We start from the raw sequence: 25158 nt of genomic DNA on the forward strand, positions 1-25158 counted from the left end.
GGACCTGCGGCGCGAACCGCCGCGCGACGCGCCACCTGATCGGCGTATGAGAGAGATCAGCGCGTCAGGTTCTGTCCCCATTTCCTGACGGCGTTTACCAGCCGGTCGAGCAGGCCGGGCGCCGGGCGTGATTCGCTTCGCGCAGGTCTGGGCTTCTTCTCGGCCGCACCCGCCTTCGGCTTCGCCGCCGGCTTGACTTCGGCCGCCGCCGGCTTGACTTCGGGAGCGGACGGCTTGACTTCGGGAGCGGCCGGCCTGGCCTGGGGCGCAACTGTCTTCGCTTCGGGCGTCTTTGGCGCGGCCGTCTCGCCTGAGCCCACTGGCGGGGCGGTTTCAACTTTGCTTCCCGTGACGGGCGCTCTGGCGGCTGTCGCCGGGTTGGCGACATTGCCCGAACTCGCTGGCGGCGGCGTCTCGACCGCTTTCTGGACGTCCGGCGGACCGGCGGAGGGTGGGACCGGCGGCGGGGCAACATCCTGGGTTGCGGTGGGCGGCGCTTTTACCGGAAGAGGCGCGGGCGGCGGCGGAGTCGTGGCGGGCGCCGGGGGCTCCGGAATTTTCCGCGGCGGCGGCGGCGCGGCGGCGCCGGCCGCTTCGGCTGAGCTCGCTTCTGGCGGCGGCTCGGCGGGAGCAACCTTCGCCGGAGCCGGTTGCGTGGCCCGCTGAGGGAATGCGGCCGTGGATGGCGCGACTTTGCGCGGGGCTTCTTTCTTGGCTGTGGATTTTGGTGGCGGGCTCGGCGCAAAGGGCGCACGCAGGAAAAACATGCCGGCGAGAAGCGCGCAGAGGGCGCCGACGCCCATGGCCAGGCGCCGCAGCGGGAAGGTTTTTCGCCCCGGTGCGGGGCGGTTCGCCGCGAGCTCTCTGGAGGGCCTGATGTCGAGCCGAATTTCTGGGGGCCGGGCAACTGGCGCCCCAGGGGGATGGAAGGGGACGACCGCTCTTTCCGACGAACCCGGAGCGATGGCGGCCGTCAGAGGGGCGGCTTGCTTTTCGGGCCGTGGCGGCGGTTCCGAGGCGCGTCTTTTTTCTTCCCGCAGCCTGTATGCTTCGAGCGTCCAGTCGCTGAGGAGGATTGGCTGCGAAGATGCTTCGACAGGCTGGGCCGCCGGCGCGGATGCGGCGGCCGGCTCCAGCTGAACTCGCTTGCGCCGTTCAGCCTCCCGCGCCTGATAGGCCGGCAAGGTCCAGTCGCTGAGCTGAACGGCGGCGTGCGGGGCGGCGGCCGCTTCTATCCTGGCCTTTTCCAGCAGGCGCCGGCGCTCCTCGCGCCGCTTGTAGGCGGCGGGCGTCCATTCGCTTTCCGCCACGCCGCGCGCAGGCGCAGGGACAGAGGCAAGCGGGGCAGGGCGCTCCCGTCTGCGTCGCTCGGCATCGCGCGCGTGATAGGCCGGCAGAGTCCACTCGCTGAGCAGGATGTCGAGGTCGGCGTGAATCGCGCGGGTCGTAATCTCATCCCGCTCGGCGAGGCGCCTTTGCTCTTCGCGCCGACTGAACGCGGGGAGCGTCCAGTCGCTTTCGAGTATGGATTGCGAGGCGGGAGCTGGCGAGGGGCGTCCGGCGTCGAGCGTTCGACGCTTCATCTCGCGCGCGTGATAGGCCGGAAGCGTCCAGTCGCTGAGAAGGATTTCAGCGTCCTCGGCCGACTCGGCCCGGATGCTGCGCTCAGCGAGACGCCGCCGTTCCTCTCGCGCGCGATAGGCGGCCGGCGTCCATTCGCTGACGAGGGTTTCCTCCATTACGCGTCTCCCGGTTTGTTTTTGTTTGTGGGCGGGGCGGCGCTTTCCGCGCTTCTTCCGCCGATGGACCGCCATGCGCAAACGCTTTCGTGAGCTGAATTTCTGGCGGAGCCTAACAAAGGTTCTCCAAGGGCGCAAAACGCGGGGAAAACGACGAGGTCAAGTCAGAAGCTAAGCTTCAGTCGGCGGGCGCGGGGCTTTCCACCGGCGCAGTCGCCTCGATGGCGGGGCCGGAGAGGGCGGCCCGAAGCTTCTCGCGGTCGAGCTCCCCCTCCCAGGCGGCGATCACGATCGTCGCGACGCCATTGCCGATGAAATTGGTGAGCGCGCGGCATTCGCTCATGAATTTGTCGACGCCGAGCACGAATGACATGCCCGGCGCCAGCGCCGGATCGACGGCGGTGAGCGTCGCCGCCAGCGTGACGAAACCGGCTCCGGAGACCCCGCTTGCGCCCTTCGAGGTCAGCATCGCGACGACGAGGATCGTCGCCTGATGGGCGAGATCCAGCTCCGAGCCCATGGCGCGCGCGATGAAGAGGGTCGTGAGCGTCATATAGATGTTGGTGCCGTCGAGGTTGAACGAGTATCCCGTCGGCACCACGAGCCCGACGACCGACTTCGAACAGCCGAGCCTTTGCAGCTTTTCCATCAGCGCGGGGAGGGCGCTTTCGGAGGAGGAGGTGCCGAGCACGATCAGCAGCTCGTCCTTGAGAAAGACGAGATAGCGCAGGATGCTGAAGCCCGTCGCCGCCGCGATGGCCCCGAGCACGACGAGGACGAAAAGCGCCGAGGTCAGGTAAAACGCGCCGACGAGGCCGCCGAGCGAAAGCAACGCGGCGGAGCCATATTTCCCCACCGTATAGGCCATGGCCCCGAAGGCGCCGATGGGGGCGGCCTTCATCACGATATTGATGAGGGCGAACATGGCGTGGCCGGCCTCGTCCACCCATTGCCGCATGGGCCGGCCCTTTTCGCCGAGCGACAGCAGGGCGAAGCCGAACAGCAGCGAAAACAGCAGCACCTGGAGAATATCGCCCTTGGCGAAGGCGCCGAGCGCGCTGTCGGGGATGATGTCGAGGAGAAAATCGACTCCGCTGCGCTTGGCGGCGGCCTCCGTATATTTGGCAATGGCCGTCGCGTCCGCCTTGCCGGCGAAATCGCCGCCGGGCTTCAGCAGATTGCCAACCAGCAGGCCGACGGCGAGCGCGAAGGTGGAGACCACCTCGAAGTAAACGAGCGCCTTGACGCCCACCCGGCCGACTTTTCGCGCGTCCTCGATGTGGGAAACCCCCGAGACCACCGTGCAGAAGATGATGGGCGCGATCGCCATCTTGATGAGCTTCACGAAGCCGTCGCCCAGGGCCTTGACCCAATCGGCCGCCGCCACATGTGGCGCGAGCCAGCCGAACAAGGCGCCCAATGCGATCGCCGCGAGCACCTGCACATAGAGCAGGCGGTGGAGAGGCTGTCTGGTCGGGGCGTTCGTCACGGGGGTCATGGGGTCGCTGATAAAGCGGCCGGGCGCGGCGGGCAACGGGTGGAATTTGGCGGCCGGATTTGCGGCGCCCTGCCGCGCGGGGCTATACAGTACCCTAAAGAAGCCGGCGCGGACGCCGGCGCCATCATGCAAGTTCTCACGACATGGCCAGCAGCAAGAAGCAGGCCGCGGCGGCGGTGGAGAAGGCGTTGGACGACGCCCGGAGGGTCAGCGACAAGACCATTTCGATCCGCGGCGCGCGCGAGCACAATCTCAAGAATGTCGACCTCACCATCCCGCGCGACAAATTCGTCGTCTTCACGGGCCTCTCGGGCTCGGGCAAGTCGTCGCTCGCCTTCGACACCATCTACGCCGAAGGCCAGCGCCGCTATGTGGAGTCGCTTTCCGCCTATGCGCGGCAGTTTCTGGAGATGATGCAGAAGCCCGACGTCGATCAGATCGACGGGCTGTCTCCGGCCATCTCCATCGAACAGAAGACGACTTCGAAAAACCCGCGCTCGACCGTCGGCACGGTGACGGAAATCCACGATTACATGCGCCTGCTCTGGGCGCGCGTCGGCGTGCCGTACTCGCCGGCGACGGGGCTGCCGATCGAGAGCCAGACCGTCTCGCAGATGGTCGACCGCGTGCTCGCGCTGCCCGAAGGCTCACGCCTCTATCTGCTGGCGCCCGTCGTGCGCGGCCGCAAGGGCGAATACAAGAAGGAAGTCGCCGAGTTCACGCGGCGCGGTTTCCAGCGGTTGAAGATCGACGGCGCATATTACGAGATCGCCGACGTTCCGCCGCTCGACAAGAAACTCAAGCACGACATTGACGTCGTCGTGGATCGCATCGTGGTGCGCAAGGACATCGCCTCGCGCCTCGCCGACAGTTTCGAGACGGCGCTGGATTTGTCGGGCGGTCTCGCCGTCGTGGAATTCGCCGGCGCGCCGCCCGTCGAGGCGGAGCGCGAGAAGGCCGCCAATGTCTCGACGCATTACGCGCCGGGCCATATTGTCTTCTCGTCGAAGTTCGCCTGTCCGGTTTCGGGCTTCACCATCCCCGAAATCGAGCCGCGACTCTTCTCCTTCAACAATCCCTTCGGCGCCTGTCCGGTCTGCGGCGGCATCGGCTGCGAGCAGAAGATCGACGCCGATCTCGTCGTACCCAATCCGAAGACGACTTTGCGCAAGGGCGCCATCGCGCCTTGGGCGAAATCCTCTTCGCCCTACTACATGCAGACGCTCGAGGCGCTCGGCAAACATTACAAGTTCCGGCTCGACACGCCCTGGGAGGAGCTGCCGAAGAAGGCGCAGAACGTGATCCTCTTCGGCTCCGGAAGCGAGGAAATCCGTTTCTCCTATGACGACAGCTTCCGCGCCTATGACGTGAAGAAGCCCTTCGAGGGCGTCGTCATCAATCTGGAGCGGCGATACAAGGAAACGGACAGCGAATGGGCGCGCGAGGAGATCGGGCGCTTCATGTCCGCGACGCCGTGCCTCGCCTGCGAGGGCTTCCGCCTGAAGCCCGAGGCGCTCGCGGTGAAGATCGCGGCCAAGCACATCGGCGAGGTGTCGGAACTCTCCGTGCGCGCGGCGCTGGAGTGGTTCACGAAACTGCCGGATCAGCTCGACAAGAAGCGTAACGAGATCGCCTATCGCATCCTCAAGGAAATCCGCGAGCGCCTGACCTTCCTCGTCGATGTCGGCCTCGATTATCTGACGCTCTCGCGCAATTCCGGCACGCTCTCGGGCGGCGAGAGCCAGCGCATCCGGCTCGCCTCGCAGATCGGTTCAGGTCTTACGGGCGTGCTCTATGTGCTCGACGAGCCGTCAATCGGCCTGCATCAGCGCGACAACGACAGGCTGCTCGACACGCTGCGCCGCCTGCGCAATCTCGGCAACAGCGTCATCGTCGTGGAGCATGACGAAGACGCAATCCTCGCCGCCGACTATGTCGTGGATGTCGGCCCCGGCGCCGGCATTCATGGCGGCAAGATCGTCGCGCAGGGCACGCCGCAGGAGATCATGGCCAATCCGGCCTCGCTCACCGGGCAGTATCTCACCGGCGAAAAGCAGGTCGTGCTGCGCCACAAGCTGAGAAAGCCGACGCCGGGCCGCTGGCTCAAGCTGTTCGGCGCGCGCGGCAACAATCTCAAGGATGTGAACGCGGAAATTCCGCTCGGCTGCTTTACCGCGGTGACGGGCGTTTCGGGTGGCGGCAAATCGACGCTCGTGATCGAGACGCTCTACAAGGCGGTCGCGCGGCGCCTCAACAACGCCCATGAAGTTCCTGCGCCTTTCGACAGGCTCGAGGGACTCGAGCACATCGACAAGATCATTGACATCGACCAGTCGCCGATCGGCCGCACGCCGCGCTCGAATCCTGCGACCTACACGGGCGCCTTCACGCCGATCCGCGAATGGTTCGCGGCCCTCCCCGAGGCGAAGGCGCGCGGCTATGCGCCGGGGCGCTTCTCCTTCAATGTGAAGGGCGGCCGATGCGAGGCCTGCCAGGGCGACGGCGTCATCAAGATAGAGATGCACTTCCTCCCGGATGTTTACGTCACCTGCGACGTATGCAAGGGCAAGCGTTACGACCGCGAGACGCTGGAAGTGAAATATCGCGAGAAATCCATCGCCGACGTGCTCGACATGACGGTGGAGGAGGCCTCCAACCTGTTCAAGGCCGTGCCGTCGATCCGCGACAAGATGGAGACGCTGAAGCGCGTCGGCCTCGATTACATCCATGTCGGCCAGCAGGCCACGACGCTCTCGGGCGGCGAGGCGCAGCGCGTCAAGCTCTCCAAGGAGCTGTCGCGCCGCTCCACGGGGCGAACGCTCTACATCCTCGACGAGCCGACGACGGGCCTGCATTTCCACGATGTCGCCAAGCTTCTCGAAGTGCTGCACGAGCTCGTGGAGCAGGGCAATACGGTGGTCGTGATCGAGCACAATCTCGAAGTCATCAAGACTGCCGACTGGATCATCGACATGGGACCGGAAGGCGGCGACGGCGGCGGCGAGATCGTCGCGGCCGGGCCGCCCGCCGAGATCGTCAAGGAGAAGCGCAGCCACACCGGGCGCTATCTCGCCGAGGCGATGGCGCGCCGTCCCTTGCCATCGGCAGAGAAGGAAAAGAAGCCCGCGCGCCGGGCGGCGAAGGTCGATTGAGCGTTTCGCTTCGCCGCCGCTGCGCCTCCAGTCCCCACACCGCGCCAAGCATGAAGAACACGAAGCGCCAATGGTCGATGTCGATCTGGAAGCCTTGCAGAAAAAGCGCGATGAGGGCCGGCGCGATCACTTGCGCATGCGGTTGGGCGGGGGACGGTGAAAACATCAGCCGCAGGCCGACCCACACGGTAATGGCGACGAGCAGGAGAAACAGAAAGCCGCCGATCCAGCCATTGTTGGCGAAGGCGCCGACATAGGAATTATGCGGCTCCAGATCGAAGACCAGCCGGAAGCGCAAGGGGCCGAATCCCATGAAGCGATCGAGCAGCATGGGGATCGAGCGGAGTTGATTGCCGAAGCGTCCCGTCTCGCCGACGTCGTATTCCTGCGCCGCGGCCGTTCGCTGCGCGAAGAATTCGCGCGTCTCCGGCACGGAGAGCAGCGCGGCGACGAGAAGACCGATGGCGGCGAGGGCGCCGACCGCGACGAAGACGATGCGCCGTCTCGCCCCGGCGTCTTGCGAGGCGGCGAAGACCGCGGCGCTCATCAGCGCGACGGCGACGAGCGTCGCGGCGTAGCTTCCGCGTGAGAAGCTCAGGAACATGCCGAGGAAGACGACGATAAGCATCGCCCCGGCAAGCAACGCGCTTCGCGCGCGACCGATCAGGAGGCTGTGCGCGAGATAGACGATCGGCAGCACGAGAAACGAGCCGAGCACATTCGGGTCCTTGAAGGTGCCCGAGGCGCGGCCGGCGTGAAGAAAGACGTCCTCGCCAAGTCCCGCGACGCCCGCATATCCGAGAATGCCCGCAACGGCCGCGATCAGCGCGCCGACGAGATAGGCCCTGAGGCACAGCTCGACGCGGTGCGTGGTGCGATCACCCATGAACAGCGCGTAGAACAACCCTGTGAGAACCAGATAGGCGGATTGATACTGGTAGAGCGCGGAGTCGGCATTGTCCCAGTAGGGAACGAGCGCCAGAAATCCCATGATATTGAAGGCGACAATCAGAAAGGCGAAGATCAGAAGGCTCGCGCTGATCGTGAATCCGCCCAGAAACCAGAGCGGCAGGGCGATGAGCGAGGCGAGATCATAGGGCGAAGGCTCGATGACGGCGATCGCTCCACAGGCGATGAAAATGAAGACGACTGCATCGACCAGACGCTGATAGTGGAAGACGCGCCGCGCTTCCGGGATGGCGGGCGCTTTCATGGGCGTCGCCTCGACAGAAGGGCGTCGTAATAGCTGTCGAGAATTTCGTCGGCCATTCTCGGCAGTGAGAAGCGCGACGCCACATGATCGGCGAGCGCCTGCGCCTGTCTGGCGCGCGCGTCCGGCGTTTCCGCGAGCAGGCCTTGCAGCGCGTCCGCGAGCCGCGCGGGATCATGCGCCGCAATGAGCCGGTCCGCCTGCGGGCCGAAGATTTCCGCCATGCCGCCGACATTCGTCGCGACGAGCGGAACGCGCGCGCCCGCCGCTTCGAGGACGACATAGGGCAGGGACTCGAAGCGGCTCGGCACGACCATCGCCTTGCCGAGCGCGAAGGCGTCGCGCGCGCGGCAAGGCTTGCCGAAGGCAATCTGGGCGCCGACGCCCGCGCCTCTAGCCCGCGCCTCCAGCAGCGCGCGATCTGGGCCGTCGCCGACGATCAAGACGCTCGGCGTTACGCCCCTGCGCGCGAGGAGGGCGACGGCGTCGATCAGCGTATCGACGCCCTTGGCGTCACGGAGCTCTCCGACATAGAGCAAATCCGCCGCACCGGTTCGGGTTTCGACGGGCGTCAACTCCGCCGTCGAAATTCCGTTGAGAACGACGCGCGCGAAACCTTTCGGCTTGCCCACGAAACGCTCGAAACGGTCCGCGATGAAGGCGCTTTCGAAAAGAATGCGTCGGTGCGCGTAGCTAGCAGCGCTTCGATCTTCATGAAGAGTCGATGGCGCAGCGAGCCGGGTTCGTAATTCAGACTGCCGCCGTGCGGCGTGTATACGCGGACCGGACGTTTCGCGCCCGAAAAGCGGCCAGAGAGCCGCGCATGAACGCCGCCCTTCGAGCCGTGGCCGTGCACCACATCCGGCCGCAGCTCCGCAATGCGTTTGTTGATTGCGATCGCCGCCGGAACGTCCGAGGGGTGGGGAAGCCGGTGAATCGGCAGGCGTAGAAGGCCAAGCGCAAGATGCGGGCGCAGGGCGGCCAGTTTCGCTTCGGCGATGTCTCCGCCGGTCAGCGAGTCCGCGATGATCCCAACCGCGTGACCGCGCGCGATCTGCTCGCGGGTGAGGTCCTGCACGTGGCGAAACAGACCGCCGACCGGCGCGCGGAGCACATGCAGGATGCGCAGCGGCGAGTCTGTGCTCTCGGCGGCGTGCGGCAATAGTGTCCCCTCGGCTTTACTGTCAAGCTCGAGACGAATAACGCCGATGGGCTAAAAATGAATGAGCGGCGCTCGCCTGGCGCGCGCCGCTCTCGCGATCATGAGCTTCGACGGGCCTCAGTTGCGCATGGAAGCCGGATTGGCGTCCGCTTCGGGCGCGTCCGGGGCGCCGGGTTCTTCACTCGCGGGCTCGGCCTCATCGGCGGCCGCGCGCTTCTTGCCCGCCTCTATGATGTCGCGCTCGGGACGCGGCAGGACCGGCCCCTCGGGGAAGACGAAGCCGAGCTTCTTCTCGCCCTTGTCGTCGCCCACCACAACGACGCGCACCGCCCCACCGTTCTTGAGACGGCCGAAAAGCACCTCGTCGGCGAGCGGGGTCTTGATCGCCTGATGGATAACGCGGGACATCGGCCGCGCGCCCATCGCCTCGTCATAGCCGTGTTCGACCAGCCAGCCGCGCGCCTCGTCTGTCAGCTCGATGGTGACGTTGCGGTCCGCGAGCTGGGCCTCGAGCTGCATGATGAACTTGTCGACCACGCGTTTGATGACGTCGACCGGCAGATGGCCGAAGGGCACAATCGCGTCGAGGCGGTTGCGGAACTCCGGCGCGAACAGGCGATTGATCGCCTCGCTGTCGTCGAGGTCGGCGCGGGTGCGGGTGAAGCCGATCGGCGTGCGGGCGAGATCCTGCGCGCCCGCATTCGTCGTCATGATCAGGATGACGTTGCGGAAATCGATCGTCTTGCCGTTGTGGTCGGTGAGCTTCCCGTGGTCCATCACCTGGAGCAGGATGTTGTAGAGATCGGGATGCGCCTTCTCGATCTCGTCGAGCAGCAGCACGCAATGCGGATGCTGGTCGATGGCGTCAGTGAGCAGGCCGCCCTGATCGAAGCCGACATAGCCGGGCGGCGCGCCGATCAGCCGGCTGACCGTATGTCGCTCCATATATTCGGACATGTCGAAGCGGACGAGCTCGATGCCGAGCGACGTGGCGAGCTGACGGGCGGCCTCGGTCTTGCCGACGCCCGTGGGGCCGGAGAAGAGATAGCAGCCGATCGGCTTTTCCTGATCGCGCAGGCCCGCGCGGGCGAGCTTGATCGCCGAGGTGAGCGCGGCAATTGCCTTCTCCTGCCCATAGACCACGCGCCGCAGCGTCTCGTCGAGATGCGCGAGCACCTCCGCGTCATCCTTGGAGACGGTCTTGGGCGGGACGCGCGCCATGGTCGCGATCGTCGCCTCGATCTCCTTGATGCCGATGGTCTTCTTGCGCTTGTTCTCGGTGAGCAGCATTTGCGCCGCGCCGGTCTCGTCGATCACGTCGATCGCCTTGTCCGGCAGTTTGCGGTCGTGGATGTACCGGGCCGAAAGCTCCACCGCCGCCTTCAGCGCGTCATTCGTGTAGCGGATCTTGTGGAACTCTTCGAAATAAGGCTTCAGCCCCTTGATGATCTCCACCGCGTCCGGGATCGACGGCTCGTTCACGTCGATCTTCTGGAAGCGGCGCACGAGCGCTCGGTCCTTCTCGAAATACTGCCGATACTCCTTGTAGGTGGTCGAGCCGATGCAGCGCAGCACGCCCTGGGCGAGCGCGGGCTTGAGCAGGTTGGAGGCGTCCATGGCGCCCCCCGAGGTCGCGCCGGCGCCGATCACCGTATGGATCTCGTCGATGAAGAGGATCGCGTTCTTGTGGTTCTCGATCTCCTTTACGACCTGTTTCAGCCGCTCCTCGAAGTCGCCGCGATAACGGGTGCCGGCGAGCAGGGAGCCCATGTCGAGCGCGAACACTGTCGCGCCGGCGAGCACGTCGGGCACCTCGCCCTGAGTGATCTTGCGGGCGAGACCCTCGGCGATGGCCGTCTTGCCGACGCCCGGATCGCCGACGAGCAGCGGGTTGTTCTTGTGGCGGCGGCAGAGCACCTGAATGGTGCGCAGCACCTCGGCCTCGCGGCCGATCAGCGGATCGATGCGGCCGTCGCGCGCCTTCTTGTTGAGATTGACGCAATAGGCCTCGAGCGCGCCTTCCTTCTTGCGGCTGTCGCCGTCGCGGCCTTCCCGCCCTTCGGCGCGGTCGCCGTCTTCCTCGACGCCGCGCGGCGAGCGCGTCTGATCGGAGAGACCCGGCCGCTTCGCGATCCCGTGGCTGATGTAATTGACGGCGTCGTAGCGCGTCATGTCCTGCTCCTGCAGGAAATAGACGGCGTGGCTCTCCCGCTCCGCGAAGAGCGCGACGAGAACATTGGCGCCGCTCACGTCCTCGCGCCCCGAGGACTGCACGCTGATGATGGCGCGCTGGACCACGCGCTGGAAGCCGGCGGTCGGCTTGCACTCGTCCGCGTCGTCATTGACGAGGTTGTCGAGTTCGCGGTCGATGTAGTCGCGCAGGTTCTTGGCCAGAAGGTCGAGGTCGACCGAACAGGCGCGCAGCACGGCAGAGGCGTCGGCGTCCTCGATCAGGCTGAGCAGCAAATGTTCGAGCGTGGCGTATTCGTGGTGACGCTCGCGCGCGGAGGCGAGGGCCCGGTCCAGAGTCTGTTTGAGATTGCGCGAGAACGTCGGCATTCGCTGCGAGCCCCTATTTCTTCTCCATGATGCATTGCAAGGGATGCTGGTGCTTCCTTGCGAAATCCATCACCTGGGTGACCTTGGTTTCGGCGACTTCGTACGTGTAAACGCCACATTCGCCGACGCCATGATTGTGGACATGCAGCATGATGCGCGTTGCTTCCTCGACAGACTTGTTGAAATACTTGCGTAGAACGATCACGACGAATTCCTGCGTGGTGTAATCGTCGTTCAGCAACAAAACGCGGTACATGTTTGGCCGGCGGGTCTGCTGGCGGGTGCGCGTGACGAGCGCGGTTCCGGTACCCTGGCCGTCGCCGCCTTTCTTCGGTTCCTTGCCGGCGCGCATGGGAACGCCCGCCGGGTCGTGGCCCTGCTGCGAAAACGCTTGCTGGGATTTGATGGATATCAACGCCGGCACGTCCGTCTCGCCCTTCGGTCCTTTCCATGTAGTTCCCGCGAAAAGCTCTTTCACGGGCGCATGGAGCAATTTCTTTGCCGCAGCCGGCGGGACCCAAAGAGCCCCGGCCGAACGCCCGCGTAGTCTTCTGCTTCGAGGCCGCCTTGGCAAGAGGCAAGGAGCGGGCGGGCGCGGCATTCTAGCCATGAACCAGATATTTACGATATTCGCCCAGAAAAGAGGGTGGCTTGCAAGGTTTCGAGAATGTCCGGTTTCGAACAGAAAGACCGTCGGCCGCGCCCTGACGGGTCCGGCAATGTGTGGAGCGTCGCCGCCCTCTCGGCCGCCGTTTTCCTTTGCAGCCTGCTCGCGGCCAAGGTTCTGTCGCGCATGGTCGAGAGCGGCGAGTTCACGGCCGCAGCGCATGACGACGCCATTTCCGATGTCCTGCGGAAGGCGGAACACTCGCCGCGGCTCCGAACCATCCTTGGCAGCGTGGGGATCGACGGGGTTGTCACGGCGACGATCCCGCGCCGGGCGCCCGCGCCCGTGTCGCCCTGTGGCGAGGAGAAGGGGGGCGGCAAGTCTGGGAAGTGATTTTTCGCGGGGCTGCGGGCCGCATTCGGGGGGAAGGGCGCAAGAAAACTTCCGGAAAAACCGCCCCCGGGGCTCGTATTTTTATTGACATTAGCCCATTTGTTCTCCAAGCATGCGGCGTGGCTTTGGCCCCCCGCTTCTTTGCGGCGACGGTTAGGCGAGCCAGTCCGTCCTCGCGGCGATGACGGCGCCTCCTCTCCTGACATCTTGCGCGCTTTACAAACGGCTGGCGCGCAGCGGCCTTCCCGCCAAGGCAAGCCGTAACCAGGATAATTGATGACATTCGAAGAATTGGGCCTGTCGGAAAAGGTGCTCGCGGCCGTGCAGGCTGCCGGCTACGCGTCTCCGACGCCCATCCAGGCGCAGGCCATTCCGCCGGCGCTCCAGGGCCGGGACATTCTCGGCATCGCCCAGACCGGAACGGGCAAGACGGCGGCCTTCACATTGCCGATGCTCAGCCGTCTCGAACAAGGCCGCGCCCGGGCGCGCGTGCCGCGCACGCTCATCCTCGAACCGACTCGCGAGCTCGCGGCGCAGGTGGAGGAGAGCTTCGCCAAATATGGCGTCAACCAGCGGCTGAACGTGGCGCTGCTGATCGGCGGCGTCTCCTTCGGCGATCAGGAAGCCAAGATCATGCGCGGCGCGGACGTGCTGATCGCGACGCCGGGACGCCTGCTCGACTTTTTCGACCGCGGCAAACTGCTTCTGACCGGCATAGAGATTCTCGTCATCGACGAGGCCGACCGCATGCTGGACATGGGCTTCATTCCCGACATCGAGCGCGTCTGCAAGCTCGTGCCCTTCACCCGCCAGACGCTCTTCTTCTCCGCGACGATGCCGCCGGAGATCACCCGCCTCACCGAGGCCTTCCTGCACAATCCGGTTCGCGTCGAGGTCGCCCGCGCCTCGACCACGGCCTCGACGATCCGCCAGGCGCTCGTCGCCTCGCATGGTCACGCCGACAAGCGCGAGACGCTGCGCGGCCTCATCCGCGGCGCGGAAAATCTCAAGAACGCGATCATCTTCTGCAATCGCAAGCGTGACGTGGCGATTCTGCACCGTTCGCTGATCAAGCACGGGTTCCCGGCCGGCGCGCTCCATGGCGATATGGATCAGCTCGCCCGCATGGCCTCGCTGGACGCCTTCAAGAACGGCGACGTGTCACTTCTCGTCTGTTCCGATGTGGCGGCGCGCGGCCTCGACATTCCGGACGTGAGCCATGTCTTCAATTTCGACGTGCCGACGCACAGCGAGGACTATGTCCACCGCATCGGCCGCACCGGCCGCGCCGGTCGTTCGGGGGTGGCGCTGACGATCGTCACCGAGGACGACGCCAAATATGTGGACCAGATCCAGAACCTGATCGGCAAGCCGATCGAGTGGGAAGGCCCCGGCTTCGACGCCCTGCCGCCGCCGATGGAGACCACCCGGCCCAACGAACACCGCCGTGGCGCACGCGGCGAGCGCGGCGGACGTCGCGAGCGGGGTGGCGAGCGCAGCCGCAGGAGCGAGCGGGTCGAACGCGCCGAGCGTGTGGAACGGGTCGAGGCCGAAGGGCCTGTCGCCATGGGGCGGCCCGCGCATGCGCCGCGTCGCCCGGAGAGCGAGCCGGCGCGTCCCCGCACGACGGAGCGCCGCAGCCGCCGTCACCATGAGGACGACGGCCCGCCGGTCATCGGGCTGGGCGACCACATTCCTTCCTTCCTGCTGCGCCCGGTGACGCTGCGGCCTGCGAAGATCGCGGAAGATTAGGCGGCTATCCGACCCTTGCGTCAGCAGGGGTCGGATTGGAGCGGTCGGCAAAACCGCAATCGCGGGATCGCCCTTCGAGGCGCGAGCTTTGCTCGTCCCTGAGGGCGAGGCCGGCGTTTCAGTCGGCTGCGAATCGCCCGTGCTGAGCTTGCCTGCGTAACAGGCGTCTCGAAGCAGGGTGCGCGCGACGCCGATTCGTCAGAGAATACGGGTAGGGCCTATCGCTCGAACGGCGTCATCGCCGCCCGGATCTTCGCCGCTTGCTCGGCGAGCCTTTCATTATCGGCCATGGTTCCCGGTGGGCGCAGGGCGACGCCGTCCCAGCGCGGCAGCAGATGAAAATGCAGGTGGTAGATCACCTGGCCGCCGGCGCTCTCGTTGAACTGGTGAAGCGTCAGGCCGTCCGCCTTGAAAGCCTTCTGCAAGCCTCGGGCGACGTGCTGGACGCGCTTCATCAACTCGCCGAGCGTCGCAGACGAAACGTCCAGAAGACCGCGGGCGTCCTCCTTGGGGATCACCAGCACATGCCCCTCCGCACGGGGCATGATGTCCATGAAAGCGAGCGCCACCTCGTCCTCATAGACCTTGTGCGCCGGTATTTCGCCGCGCAGAATTTTTCCAAATATATTGTTGGGATCGTAGGCGGCGGACATTTTGGCTTTCCCCTGTTAGGCTTCGAATTCGAAGGCCCGGATATTCGTGACGCGGAACTCCGCCGCCGGATACACGCCCAGAATTTCCACTTCCCTCGAAAAGAATCGCAATTCCTCCAGCGCCCGCGCAAGCGGCGGCTGCTCCGGATGGCCGTCTACATCGGCAAGAAAGCGCGTGGCGGCAAATTCGCCGTCGACCATGTAGCTTTCGAGCTTGGTCATGTTAACGCCGTTCGTGGCGAAGCCGCCGAGCGCCTTGTAGAGCGCCGCCGGAACGTTGCGCACGTGGAAGATGAAGGTCGTCATGGTGGGGCCGCAATCCGCGGGCGCCCACTGGCTCGTGCGCGAGAGGACGATGAAGCGCGTCGTATTGTGCGCCTCGTCCTCGACATTGCTGGCCAATATGTCGAGGCCGTAGATGTCGGCGGCGAGTCGGGGAGCGAGCGCGGCCTTGGTCGGGTCGTTCCATTCAGCCACTTCTCGCGCCGCGCCCGCCGTGTCGCCGGCCGTATGCGCGACGAGGCCGAGGTCGCGGATCACGCGGCGGCATTGCCCGAGCGCATGGACGTGGCTGTAGACCGAGCGCAGCCCTTCGCGTGTCGCGCCCTTCGGCGCCATCAGATGAAAATGAATCGGCAGAAAATGTTCGCCGATGATGTGCAGGCCTGAGCGCGGCAAAAAATGATGAATGTCGGCGACGCGGCCGGCGATCGAATTTTCGATCGGGATCATCCCGAGCGCCGCGCGGCCTTCCGTGATGGCGGAAAAGGCGTCCTCGAAACTCGCGCAGGGGAGGGGCGTCATGTTCGGATAGGCCTGGCGGCAGACAAAGTCGGAGTTGGCGCCGGGCTCTCCCTGATAGGCGATATACTGGTTCACTGCATGTCCTGCCGGCTCGCCGCGGCGCGCAGCGCCGCGAGGTCGCGCCCGGTATCTACCGATGGGCTCGCTTTGTCCAGCACGGCCGCGTCAATGCGCATTCCAGCCTCCAAAGCGCGAAGCTGTTCGAGATTTTCCCGTCGCTCGAGCGGGGAGGGCGGCAAGGCGGCGAAGCGCTCGAGGCGGCTGCGCCGAAAGGCGTAGGCGCCGACATGTTTGAGAAGCGGACCCTCGCCCCAGGGCGCACGGGCGCGGGTGAAATAGAGTGCGCGCAGCCGACGGGGCGCGATTTCCGTTCCAACAAGCTTCACGGCGTTGGGATCGTCCGCCTCTTCAGCGGCAGCCGGCGCGGCGAGCGTGCCGATGTCGACGGTCGGTTCGTCGAGTAGCGCGAGCGCCGCGGCCAGGGCGTCATCCGGAAGAAAGGGATTATCGCCCTGGAGGTTCACCACAGCGTCATGACGCCCCTCGGAATCAATCCTGGCGAGGGCGGCTGCGATGCGGTCGCTGCCGCAGCGGAACTCGCCCTGCTGGAGCAGGGCGGCTCCGCCTGCGGCGCGGATGACGTCAGCAATCTCGACTGAATCCGTCACGACAGTGACGGGGCCGAGGCCAGCCACGCGGGCGCGAGACCAGACAAGCTCGATCATCGGGCGCCCGCCGATGTCGGCGAGCGCCTTGCGCGGCAGCCGGGTCGATCCGAGCCGCGCCGGGATGAGGATGACCGGCGCGCGCGGCGGCATGCTCAATAGGCGTTATTGTCCTCGGCGACCCAGCCTTTTTCGGTCTTCACGAAATGAAGCGTGCCTTCGCTCGTATGCACTTCGCTCTTGGCGAAGGTGCGGTCCTCGTCGATTCCGAGGAAGGCGCATTTTCCGCGTTCGCGCTCATCGCGGCACTTGGCCTCGAAGCCCTCCGGAAACTGCACTTCCGCCTCGTACATCAGCTCGAACGCCTGGGTGTTGTCGCGCTTGACCTCACGCGCGTTCACTTTCTTGAAGGAGACGATCTTGGCGTCAACGCCGTTCTTTTCGAGAATGTTGCGCAACACTTTCGCGCCCGTGGCGTCGCCGGGCTGGTGGTCGGCGCAGCCGCCCAGCGCGATCGCCGCAGCGAATCCCATGAACAGGCCAAGGTGACGAGTGAACATATATTTCCTCCGAAGCGGCGCGCGAGGGCGCGCATTTTTCTTGCTTTTAGCGGAAAAGATTTCGCGCGTCGCCGGGGTTTCGATTTTTCGATCGCCCTATTGTGAAAAAACATATCAGATAGTTGCAATTTTGTGCAGCCGGGGTAACTTGTCTCCGCCAAGCGAGTTGCGTGTCTGGCGGCGCCGCAAAGGGCCTGAAAAAGCGCCCACGGCGTAATCAAGCGTTTGATGCGTAATGGCAAGAACTCGAATACCCTACGGAGTGCTCAGGTCCGCCGCATCTCCTGGGTCCGTGGGGTTGGCCGGCTGATGATGGTTGGAGTGGCCTCCTTGAAGCCATTGTCAGTCGGCCGCCTTCATTCGTGAAGACGAAACACAATCAATTATTAAGATAACAGGAAAAGCTCCGCAATAGGCGGAGCCGTAGATTTTCGCGTTTTCCGCGCAAAACTAGAACGCCCTACACCAAAGAGAACGGTCTGCATTTGAGGCGTGCGGCGGCGCGGGCGCGCGCCACCTCTTGGGAACGCCTTACTTGATCTTCGTTTCCTTGAATTCAACGTGCTTGCGCACAACCGGGTCGTATTTCTTGAAGACGAACTTCTCGGTCTTGGTCCGTGCGTTCTTCTTGGTGACATAGAAATAGCCCGTGTCCGCCGTGGACAGGAGCTTGATCTTGATCATGGCGGACTTGGCCATTGCGCTCGTTCCAGTCTGATTGAGAACAGAAAAACGTCCCCGCCGCTACGTAGGTCGCGGCGGGCGACGAATTTGCGCGCACCATACGTGTGACGGCCCGGATGTCAAGGCGAATGGCTAACGTCGGCCCTTGACCCGCGCTCTTTCAGCTTTTTTCGGGCCTTTGGCGCGTTTTCCGAACGCCGAGGATGGCGGCGTCCGCTTCTCGCCCCCGCCGACGACCTCGAATCTCAGTGCGCCGGCGATGGGCGCCGCCTCGACGAGTCGCACGTCGACGATGTCGGCAAGCCGGTAGCTGACGCCAGAGCGGGACGTCAGTGAGTGGCTCGCTTCGTCATAGGAATAATATTCCCGACCGAGCGTCGCGGCCGGCACGAATCCATCCGCGCCCGTTTCAATGAGCCGCACGAACAGGCCGGATTTGGTGACGCCCGATATGCGCGCGCCGAAACGCGCGCCGATCTGATCGGCGAGATGATGGGCGATCAGCCGGTCCACGGTCTCGCGCTCGGCCGCCATGGCGCGTCGCTCGGCGGCGGAGATGCGCGCGGCCGTCTCGGCGAGCTCGCCCGCGGGCATGTCGGGCAGGGCGCCCTCGCCGAGCCTCAACGCGCGGATCAGCGCGCGATGCACGACGAGATCCGCATAGCGGCGAATCGGCGAGGTGAAATGCGCGTATCGACGAAGGTTCAGGCCGAAATGGCCGTAATTCTCGTGCGTATATTCCGCCTGCGCCTGGGTGCGCAGAATGATCTCATTGACGATGTTCTCATGCTCCATGCCCTTCACGCGATCGAGAATCACGTTGAAATTGGCGGGCTTGAGCACCTGTCCCTTGGCGAGCTTGACGCCGATCGTCTGCAGAAACTCCGCGAGCGCCGTGACTTTCTCTTTCGAGGGCTCGTCATGCGCGCGATAGATGAGCTGCTGACGCTGCTCTTCGAGCGTTTCAGCGGCCGCCACATTGGCGAGGATCATGAATTCCTCAATGAGCCTGTGCGCCTCCAGCCGGGGCGGGATCACGACGCGATCGAAGGAGCCGTCGGGCTTCAGGAGGATCTTGCGCTCGGGCAGATCGAGATCGAGCGGCGCGCGCAGATTGCGCGCATGCTGTAGCGCCTCATGGGCGGCGTAGAGCGGGCGCAGCACCGCGTCGAGCAGCGGCGTCGTCTTTTCGTCGGGCCTGCCGTCGATCGCCGCCTGCGCCTGTTGATAGGAGAGCTTGGCGCGCGAGCGCATCATCACGCGATGGAAACTGTGGCCGATCTTGCGGCCCTTGCCGGTCACGCGCATGCGCACGGCCAGCGCCGGCCGGTCCTCCTGCTCGCGCAGCGAGCAGAGATCATTGGAGATGCGCTCGGGCAGCATCGGCACGACGCGATCCGGGAAATAGACCGAATTGCCCCGCTCCAGCGCGTCTTTATCCAGCGGTGAGCGGGGCTTCACGTAATAGGCCACGTCCGCGATGGCGACGGTGAGGATGAAGCCGCCGTCATTGTCCTGGGCAGGGTCGGGCGCGGCGTGCACCGCGTCGTCGTGATCCTTGGCGTCCGGCGGGTCGATGGTCACGAGCGGCAACTCGCGCCAGTCCTCGCGGCCGTGCAGGGTGGCGGGCTTGGCGCGCTCGGCTTCGGCCGCCGCCTCGGCGCGAAACACGTCGGGGATGTCGTGGGCGCGCAGCGCGATGAGGCTCACGGCCTTTTCGTTGGTGATGGAGCCGAGCGTCTCACGCACACGGGCGCGCGGCGCGCCGAATCGCGTCTTGCCGACGAGATCGACGGAAACCAGGTCGCCTTCCTTCCCTTCTCCGATGTCGGCGGCGACGACCATCAGCTCCCGGCCCGCCTGCTTCTTGTCGATGGGCACGATCCGGCCATTGCCATTGGGCTCGATGCGCAGCACGCCAAGAACGCGATGGCGCGCGCGTGATAGGAGCTTGACGACGCGGCCGAGATAGCGCGGCTCGTCCGGGCCGGCGTCGGGATCAGGTTCGGCGCGCACGAGCGCGCGGTCGCCGACGCCGGGCAGGGGCTCGCCGGGCCTGGCGCGGCGCGGCGCGCGAATGAGAATGCGCGGCGCGGGGCCGAGCTCGTCTTCATCCCATTCGACCGGAACGGCGATCAGCTCACCCTCCGGGTCGCGCCCGGTGATGTCGGCGAGCGTCACGGGGGGCAGGGCGCCCTTGCGGTTGACGCGCTTTCCGCGCTTCTCGATGGCGCCTTCGTCGGCGAGCGAGGAAATCATGCGCTTGAGCGCGACGCGGTCATCGCCCTTGAGGCCGAAGGCCCGGGCGATTTCTCTGACGCCAATTTTCCGGGGGCCGCCCGCTTCGCGCTCGCGGGCGATAAAGGCAAGGATGTCGTCGCGGGAGGGTTGCTGCGGTGCTTTTTTTGTCGGCAAGGCCATACTCTATCGCCCGGCGGTGGGGCCGGACCGGTGAAAAAACTTTCTTCCAACATATGGTGTGAGCGGCCGTTGCGCCATGGCCGCCCCCGCCTGTCATGGCCGGGCCTGTCCCGGCCACCCACGCCGGGCCGCGGGGGACGAGTGGCGGCCCGTGGATGCCCGCGACGAGCGCGGGCATGATGCGGTGAGGGTCGTGGGTTCTGCCGACGGCGGTTTTCTTGCTTCGCCGGTCGCGCTTCGGCCGCCATTCGTCAGAAATGGGGGTGGACGCGCGCCGGTCACTCCAATCGCTCCCGCCCGTCATGGCCGGGCTTGTCCCGGCCACCAACGCCGGGCGGCGGGGAACGAGTGGCGGCCCGTGGATGCCTGCGACGAGCGCGGGCATGGCGCGGTGAGGGTCGTGGGTTCTGCCGATGGCGGTTTTCTTGCTTCGCCGGTCGCGCTTCGGCCGCCATTCGTCAGAAAAGGGGTGGGCGCGCGCCGGTGACTCCGATCGCTCCCGCCCGTCATGGCCGGGCTTGTCCCGGCCACCCACGCCGAGCCGCGGAGACGAGTTGCGTCCCTTCGATGCCCGCGACGAGCGCGGGCATGACGGGGTGGACGCCGGCCCTTACCGCGCCGCAGCCTTTTTCGCCGGAGCCTTCTTCGCTGGGGCCTTTTTCGTCGCAGCCGCTTTCTTCACGGGCTTGGCGTCCTCGAAGGGCGCCTCGTCGCTGTCCTCGATGACTTTCTTCGCCTTCGCCGGCGCCTTCTTGGCCGGCGCTTTCTTCTTTGGCGCGCCGCCCTTTTCGTCAATGAGCTTGATCGCGTCGTCGAGCGTCACATCCTCGGCGGACATGCTTTTGGGCAGAGTGGCGTTCACCTTGCCCAGATTGACGTAAGGCCCGAAGCGCCCGGCGCGCACGGTGATCTTTCCGCCGTCCGGATGCTCGCCGAGCACGCGCCCGCCGGTCGTCCCGCCGCCGCCCGCCGCCTTGGCCGCGATCATCTCCAGCGCCTGTTCGAGCGTCAGGGACGCGGGGTCCATGTCTTTCGGGATGGTGGCGTTGACCTTACCCCAATTGACATAGGGGCCGAAACGGCCGGCTTTCACCGTCACGGCGCCTCCGTCGGGGTGGTCGCCCAGCGCGCGGCCCGGGTCCGATGCGCGCGAGAAGCGCGAGCCGCCGCCGCCTGACTCCTTCTGCACGATCAGGTCGATGGCGCGATTGGCGCCGATGGTCAGCACGTCGTCGTCGCGGCCGACATTGGCGTAGGTCTTGCCGTGCTGCACATAGGGGCCAAAGCGCCCGATATTGGCGACGATCGGCTCGCCGGTTGTGGGATGTTTGGCGACTTCGCGCGGCAGAGAGAGCAGGGCCAGCGCCTGCTGGAGGGTGAGGTCCTCCGGCTTGATGGTCTTGGGCACCGAGGCGCGCTTGGGCTTTTCGCCGCCTTCCTCCTGCTCGCCCTCCTGCACATAGGCCCCGAAGCGGCCGTCGCGCAGCGTGATCTCGGCGCCCGTCTCCGGGTCCTGGCCCAGAACTTTCACGCCCGGCCGTGCATTTTCGGCGGCGTCGCCGGTCGGCGGGGAGAGCGTGCGCGTATAGCGGCACTCCGGATAGTTCGAACAGCCGATGAAGGCGCCGAATTTGCCGACTTTGAGCGACAATTGCCCGCTGTTGCAGGCCGGGCAGAGGCGCGGATCGGAGCCGTCTTCCTTGGCGGGGAAGATGTGCGGACCCAAAAGCTCGTTCAGGCTGTCGAGCACCTGTGTCGTGCGCAGATCCTTGGTCTCGTTCACGGCCGCCGAGAAATCGCGCCAGAAGTCGCGCAGCACCTCTTTCCAGTCGATCTCATTGTTGGAGACGAGATCGAGCTTTTCCTCGAGCGAGGCGGTGAAGTCGAATTCGACGTAGCGCGAGAAGAAGCTTTCCAGAAAGGCGACGACGAGCCGCCCCTTGTCTTCGGGAATGAGCCGCTTCTTGTCGATCCGCACATAGTCGCGGTCGCGCAGCGTGGCGAGCGTGGAGGCGTAGGTCGAGGGGCGGCCGATGCCGAGCTCCTCCATGCGCTTCACCAGCGTCGCCTCGGTGTAGCGCGGCGGCGGCTCGGTGAAATGCTGGGTGGCGTCGATCTTCTCGCGGGTGACGGGCTCGCCCTCCTTCATCGGGGGCAGGCGGCCGCTCTCCTCGTCGCCGTCGTCGTCGCGCCCTTCCTGATAGAGCGCGAGAAAGCCGGGAAAGCGGATGACCTGGCCCGTGGCGCGCAGATCGAGCGTGCGGGCGCCAGCCTTGGCCTCGATATCGACGGTGGTGCGTTCGAGCTCGGCCGACTCCATTTGGCTCGCGATGGTGCGGGTCCAGATCAGTTCGTAGAGCTTGGCCTGATCCGGCTCCAAATGTCTCGCGACATCCTTGGGCAGGCGCGCGGCGTCGGTCGGGCGGATCGCCTCGTGCGCCTCCTGGGCGTTCTTGGCCTTGGCGGAATATTTTCGCGGCGCGCCGGGCACGAAGCGGTCGCCATATTCCTTGGCGATGACCTTGCGCGCGCTCGCGACGGCCTCGGGCGCCATGTCGACGCCATCGGTTCGCATATAAGTAATGAGGCCGACGGTCTCGCCGCCGACGTCGACGCCCTCATAGAGGCGCTGCGCGATGCGCATGGTGATCGCCGGCGCGAAGCCGAGCTTGCGCGAGGCCTCCTGCTGAAGCGTCGAGGTGGTAAAGGGCGCGTAAGGGTGCCGCTTGACGGGCTTCGCCTCGACCGAGCGCACCGTGAAGGCGGCCGCAAGCAGCGCCTTCTTGAAGTCCTCGGCCTCCTCGCCCTTGCCGATGTCGAGCCGCGTGATCTTCCTGCCGTCGGCGCCGACGAGGCGCGCGAGGAAGGGCTCGCCGGCCTTGGTCTTCAGATGGGCGACGAGCGACCAATATTCCTGCGGGACGAATTTCTCGATTTCGAGCTCGCGGTCGCAGACGAGGCGCAGCGCCACCGACTGAACGCGGCCGGCCGAGCGCGCGCCGGGCAATTTGCGCCACAGCACGGGCGAGAGCGTGAAGCCGACGAGATAGTCGAGCGCGCGGCGGGCGAGATAGGCGTCGACCAGCGCCTGATCGATCTGGCGCGGATGCGCCATCGCTTCGCGCACCGCGTCCTTGGTGATGGCGTTGAAGACGACGCGCTCGATCTTTTTGTCCTTGAGCGCCTTCTTCTTGTTGAGAATTTCGATGAGATGCCAGGAGATGGCCTCGCCTTCGCGATCCGGGTCGGTCGCGAGAATGACCTTGTCCGCGTCCTTGACGGCCTGGGCGATCTCGGAGACGCGCTTGGCGCCCCTTGCGTCCATCTCCCAGACCATGGCGAAGTCAGAGTCCGGGTCGACCGAGCCGTCCTTGGCGGGAAGGTCGCGGACGTGGCCCATGCTGGCGAGGACGTGGAAATCGCGGCCCAGATATTTGTTGATGGTCTTGGCCTTGGCCGGCGATTCGACGATGACGACGTTCATTCCTGATCAATCCCGGGGGGCGCCGGTCGGGCGCATGGGGCGCGAAGATGGGCAGAAGCCGTGGCGGCTGTCAAATTGGACCCGGATCGGGCAAGGGAAGCGACATGACCGGAAATGACGAAAGAGACGCCCGCCCGCGCGCCATGGAGGCCGCCGCAGTGGCGCCCAGAAGGAAGCCCTCCGCCTATCCCGAACCCTTCGCGCGCCCTTTCGCCGGGCGGGAAAAACGCGCGCTCGGCGAGGTTTTCGGCCTCATGAATTTCGGCGTCAATCTCACGAGGCTCGCGCCCGGCGCCTGGTCGGCGCTACTGCACCGCCACAGCCGGCAGGATGAGTTCGTCTATATCCTCGAGGGCGCGCCGACACTCGTGACGGAAGAGGGCGAGACCAAGCTTGCGCCGGGCATGTGCGCCGGTTTTCCGGCCGGCGGCGTCGCCCACCATCTCGTCAATCGAACCGACACGGACGCGCTCTATCTCGAGATCGGCGACCGGACGCCGGGCGACAGCGCCGCCTATCCCGCCGACGATCTCGAGGCGCGCCTCGGGCCGGATGGGGGGTGGCGCTTTTTCCACAAGGACGGACGCTCCTATTAACTGTCCCCGCGTCGGCGGGAGAGGTCGGGCATCATGGCGGGGATCGTCACTTTCGACGGCGTGGAGTTTCTCAATACCTTCGTCTCGCTTTTCGTCGCGCTCGTGCTCGGCACGCTGATCGGCGCCGAGCGGCAGTTTCGCCAGCGTAATGCTGGGCTGCGCACCAATGCGCTGGTCGCGCTCGGCGCCTCGGCCTTCGTCGATCTCGGCATGCGGCTGATGGGGGCCGAGGGGGCGACCAGGGTGCTCGCCTATGTCGCCTCGGGCGTGGGGTTTCTCGGCGCCGGCGTGATTCTCAAGGAGGGCATGAACATTCGCGGCCTCAACACCGCGGCCACCATCTGGTGCTCGGCGGTGACGGGCGCTTTCGCCGGCGCCGACCATCCGGCGGAAGCCCTGCTCATGTGCGGCTTTGTGCTGGCCGGCAACACCTTCCTGCGGCCGCTCGTCAATCTCATCGAGCGGGCGCCGATCGACGAGAGCCAGACCGAATCGACCTTCGAGCTCAGGGTGACGACGGACGCCCAAAGCCGCGAAGAGCTGCGCGACCTCCTCGAGGAGCGGCTGGCGGCCGCGAAATATCCGGCGCTGGAGATTCGCGACATCGAGCGGGAGGAGGGGGTCGAGATCGTCGCGACGCTGGCGGCGACGAGCGTTGAGGCCGCGGAGCTCGACGCCCTCGTCGAGGATCTCTCCCGGCTGCGCAACGTCGCGCACGCCAACTGGTCGTCGCGCGCCTCGGACTGATCGGCTACGCACTTGCCGGGCGAAGCGCCCTCCTGTAAGAGCGGTCGCAGGCGAAGCGCGTTGCGCCTTCGTCCGGATGGCCTCGTGGCGGAGTGGCTACGCAGAGGACTGCAAATCCTTGTACGGGGGTTCGATTCCCTCCGAGGCCTCCAAAATTCCCGCGCGGCCGCTCGCCGGCGAGCCGGCGGCGCTTTTGCAAGGCCCGTGGCGCCCGATCGTTTCGATCGAAGAGCGGTTTGCCAACCCACACTGAAGGTGGAAAGATGCTCCATGCTTTGATTGCAGACGCACAGGCCCGGCTCGACGAGGCGCGCCGCCAGCTGCGTCTCGCAGCGATGAATTTCGACGTTCCCGACGAAGAACTGCTCGAGCTGCGCGCCAAGGCCCGCAACGTTTACAACGAACTCGCCGCTCTCGACCGCAAGAAGCTCAAAAAGGGCCTGTTCAGCTTCCTGAAGATCGGGTGATCGGC

General features: G+C 65.7%; 20 protein-coding genes and 1 tRNA gene. 7 read left to right on the forward strand and 14 right to left on the reverse strand.

Features of this window, described 5'->3' with window-relative positions:
- Positions 1-56: 56 nt before the first annotated feature.
- The gene (locus WOC76_RS10215; RefSeq protein WP_341388234.1) at positions 57-1739 is read right to left on the reverse strand and encodes a hypothetical protein; all 1683 of its coding nucleotides are present in this window, start codon (positions 1737-1739) and stop codon (positions 57-59) included.
- A gap of 178 nt (positions 1740-1917) precedes the next feature.
- The gene (dctA, locus tag WOC76_RS10220) at positions 1918-3237 is read right to left on the reverse strand and encodes a C4-dicarboxylate transporter DctA (RefSeq protein WP_341107105.1); all 1320 of its coding nucleotides are present in this window, start codon (positions 3235-3237) and stop codon (positions 1918-1920) included.
- A 143-nt stretch (positions 3238-3380) separates the two neighbouring features.
- On the opposite strand from dctA, the gene uvrA reads away from it, so the two are divergent.
- Entirely contained in the window at positions 3381-6389 is a 3009-nt protein-coding gene (gene uvrA / locus WOC76_RS10225; RefSeq protein WP_341107103.1) for an excinuclease ABC subunit UvrA, read from the forward strand.
- On the opposite strand, the gene WOC76_RS10230 is transcribed toward uvrA, so the two are convergent.
- The 5 genes from WOC76_RS10230 to clpS all read right to left on the reverse strand — a co-directional run bounded on the left by WOC76_RS10230 (position 6274) and on the right by clpS (position 11672).
- Positions 6274-7602, reverse strand: coding sequence for an O-antigen ligase family protein (locus WOC76_RS10230; RefSeq protein ID WP_341107101.1), 1329 nt, complete (start codon positions 7600-7602; stop codon positions 6274-6276). The genes uvrA and WOC76_RS10230 overlap by 116 nt on opposite strands.
- Entirely contained in the window at positions 7599-8231 is a 633-nt protein-coding gene (locus tag WOC76_RS10235; protein ID WP_341107099.1) for a glycosyltransferase, read from the reverse strand. The genes WOC76_RS10230 and WOC76_RS10235 overlap by 4 nt, the downstream gene beginning before the upstream one ends.
- Positions 8171-8761 carry a glycosyltransferase gene (locus WOC76_RS10240; RefSeq protein ID WP_341107098.1) on the reverse strand — a complete coding sequence of 197 codons (591 nt, stop codon included), beginning with the start codon at positions 8759-8761 and terminating at the stop codon, positions 8171-8173. The genes WOC76_RS10235 and WOC76_RS10240 overlap by 61 nt, the downstream gene beginning before the upstream one ends.
- Before the next feature lie 117 nt (positions 8762-8878).
- The gene (clpA, locus tag WOC76_RS10245) at positions 8879-11320 is read right to left on the reverse strand and encodes an ATP-dependent Clp protease ATP-binding subunit ClpA (RefSeq protein WP_341107096.1); all 2442 of its coding nucleotides are present in this window, start codon (positions 11318-11320) and stop codon (positions 8879-8881) included.
- A 13-nt stretch (positions 11321-11333) separates the two neighbouring features.
- Entirely contained in the window at positions 11334-11672 is a 339-nt protein-coding gene (gene clpS / locus WOC76_RS10250; RefSeq protein ID WP_341108802.1) for an ATP-dependent Clp protease adapter ClpS, read from the reverse strand.
- Between the two features lie 315 nt (positions 11673-11987).
- Here clpS and WOC76_RS10255 point away from each other — a divergent pair, with 315 nt between their 5' ends.
- Both WOC76_RS10255 and WOC76_RS10260 read left to right on the forward strand, forming a co-directional pair.
- On the forward strand, positions 11988-12320 hold the full coding sequence (locus tag WOC76_RS10255; protein WP_341107095.1) for a hypothetical protein: 333 nt from the start codon (positions 11988-11990) through the stop codon (positions 12318-12320).
- A gap of 276 nt (positions 12321-12596) precedes the next feature.
- Positions 12597-14072 carry a DEAD/DEAH box helicase gene (locus tag WOC76_RS10260; protein WP_341107092.1) on the forward strand — a complete coding sequence of 492 codons (1476 nt, stop codon included), beginning with the start codon at positions 12597-12599 and terminating at the stop codon, positions 14070-14072.
- Positions 14073-14290: 218 nt separating this feature from the next.
- On the opposite strand, the gene WOC76_RS10265 is transcribed toward WOC76_RS10260, so the two are convergent.
- The 7 genes from WOC76_RS10265 to topA form a co-directional block, all read right to left on the reverse strand.
- The gene (locus WOC76_RS10265; RefSeq protein ID WP_341107090.1) at positions 14291-14725 is read right to left on the reverse strand and encodes an HIT family protein; all 435 of its coding nucleotides are present in this window, start codon (positions 14723-14725) and stop codon (positions 14291-14293) included.
- 15 nt (positions 14726-14740) lie between these two features.
- Positions 14741-15604, reverse strand: a complete 864-nt coding sequence (locus WOC76_RS10270) for a prephenate dehydratase (protein WP_341107089.1) — start codon at positions 15602-15604, stop codon at positions 14741-14743.
- Complete coding sequence (locus WOC76_RS10275; protein WP_341108801.1) at positions 15601-16347, reverse strand: 3-deoxy-manno-octulosonate cytidylyltransferase; 747 nt, start codon at positions 16345-16347, stop codon at positions 15601-15603. The genes WOC76_RS10270 and WOC76_RS10275 overlap by 4 nt, the downstream gene beginning before the upstream one ends.
- Before the next feature lie 2 nt (positions 16348-16349).
- Positions 16350-16754 carry a hypothetical protein gene (locus tag WOC76_RS10280; protein WP_341107088.1) on the reverse strand — a complete coding sequence of 135 codons (405 nt, stop codon included), beginning with the start codon at positions 16752-16754 and terminating at the stop codon, positions 16350-16352.
- 531 nt (positions 16755-17285) lie between these two features.
- Positions 17286-17453: a 50S ribosomal protein L33 gene (rpmG, locus tag WOC76_RS10285; protein WP_165048134.1), complete on the reverse strand. Its 168-nt coding sequence runs from the start codon at positions 17451-17453 to the stop codon at positions 17286-17288.
- A 117-nt stretch (positions 17454-17570) separates the two neighbouring features.
- Positions 17571-19853 carry a ribonuclease R gene (gene rnr / locus WOC76_RS10290; RefSeq protein WP_341431405.1) on the reverse strand — a complete coding sequence of 761 codons (2283 nt, stop codon included), beginning with the start codon at positions 19851-19853 and terminating at the stop codon, positions 17571-17573.
- A gap of 616 nt (positions 19854-20469) precedes the next feature.
- Positions 20470-23343, reverse strand: coding sequence for a type I DNA topoisomerase (topA, locus tag WOC76_RS10295; RefSeq protein WP_341107082.1), 2874 nt, complete (start codon positions 23341-23343; stop codon positions 20470-20472).
- Between the two features lie 104 nt (positions 23344-23447).
- On the opposite strand from topA, the gene WOC76_RS10300 reads away from it, so the two are divergent.
- The 4 genes from WOC76_RS10300 to WOC76_RS10315 all read left to right on the forward strand — a co-directional run bounded on the left by WOC76_RS10300 (position 23448) and on the right by WOC76_RS10315 (position 25153).
- Entirely contained in the window at positions 23448-23939 is a 492-nt protein-coding gene (locus WOC76_RS10300; protein WP_341431406.1) for a cupin domain-containing protein, read from the forward strand.
- A gap of 33 nt (positions 23940-23972) precedes the next feature.
- On the forward strand, positions 23973-24686 hold the full coding sequence (locus WOC76_RS10305) for an MgtC/SapB family protein (RefSeq protein WP_341388250.1): 714 nt from the start codon (positions 23973-23975) through the stop codon (positions 24684-24686).
- Between the two features lie 78 nt (positions 24687-24764).
- Positions 24765-24838 (forward strand) — tRNA-Cys (locus WOC76_RS10310).
- Positions 24839-24949: 111 nt separating this feature from the next.
- A complete protein-coding gene (locus WOC76_RS10315) occupies positions 24950-25153 on the forward strand; it encodes a hypothetical protein (RefSeq protein ID WP_341107079.1) in 204 nt (67 codons plus the stop codon).
- Positions 25154-25158: the final 5 nt, after the last annotated feature.

The sequence above is a fragment of the Methylocystis sp. IM3 genome (genome assembly GCF_038070105.1).
GTDB lineage: Bacteria > Pseudomonadota > Alphaproteobacteria > Rhizobiales > Beijerinckiaceae > Methylocystis.

Excerpts from the sequence above, each read along its gene's own strand:
- WOC76_RS10315 (WP_341107079.1), top strand. The coding sequence starts at position 24,950 with ATGCTCCATGCTTTGATTGCAGACGCACAGGCCCGGCTCGACGAGGCG.
- topA (WP_341107082.1), bottom strand. The coding sequence starts at position 23,343 with ATGAACGTCGTCATCGTCGAATCGCCGGCCAAGGCCAAGACCATCAAC.
- clpA (WP_341107096.1), bottom strand. The coding sequence starts at position 11,320 with ATGCCGACGTTCTCGCGCAATCTCAAACAGACTCTGGACCGGGCCCTC.
- uvrA (WP_341107103.1), top strand. The coding sequence starts at position 3,381 with ATGGCCAGCAGCAAGAAGCAGGCCGCGGCGGCGGTGGAGAAGGCGTTG.
- WOC76_RS10275 (WP_341108801.1), bottom strand. The coding sequence starts at position 16,347 with ATGCCGCCGCGCGCGCCGGTCATCCTCATCCCGGCGCGGCTCGGATCG.
- WOC76_RS10260 (WP_341107092.1), top strand. The coding sequence starts at position 12,597 with ATGACATTCGAAGAATTGGGCCTGTCGGAAAAGGTGCTCGCGGCCGTG.
- WOC76_RS10230 (WP_341107101.1), bottom strand. The coding sequence starts at position 7,602 with ATGAAAGCGCCCGCCATCCCGGAAGCGCGGCGCGTCTTCCACTATCAG.
- WOC76_RS10255 (WP_341107095.1), top strand. The coding sequence starts at position 11,988 with ATGTCCGGTTTCGAACAGAAAGACCGTCGGCCGCGCCCTGACGGGTCC.
- dctA (WP_341107105.1), bottom strand. The coding sequence starts at position 3,237 with ATGACCCCCGTGACGAACGCCCCGACCAGACAGCCTCTCCACCGCCTG.
- WOC76_RS10305 (WP_341388250.1), top strand. The coding sequence starts at position 23,973 with ATGGCGGGGATCGTCACTTTCGACGGCGTGGAGTTTCTCAATACCTTC.
- WOC76_RS10280 (WP_341107088.1), bottom strand. The coding sequence starts at position 16,754 with ATGTTCACTCGTCACCTTGGCCTGTTCATGGGATTCGCTGCGGCGATC.
- clpS (WP_341108802.1), bottom strand. The coding sequence starts at position 11,672 with ATGCGCGCCGGCAAGGAACCGAAGAAAGGCGGCGACGGCCAGGGTACC.
- WOC76_RS10265 (WP_341107090.1), bottom strand. The coding sequence starts at position 14,725 with ATGTCCGCCGCCTACGATCCCAACAATATATTTGGAAAAATTCTGCGC.
- WOC76_RS10300 (WP_341431406.1), top strand. The coding sequence starts at position 23,448 with ATGACCGGAAATGACGAAAGAGACGCCCGCCCGCGCGCCATGGAGGCC.
- rpmG (WP_165048134.1), bottom strand. The coding sequence starts at position 17,453 with ATGGCCAAGTCCGCCATGATCAAGATCAAGCTCCTGTCCACGGCGGAC.
- WOC76_RS10215 (WP_341388234.1), bottom strand. The coding sequence starts at position 1,739 with ATGGAGGAAACCCTCGTCAGCGAATGGACGCCGGCCGCCTATCGCGCG.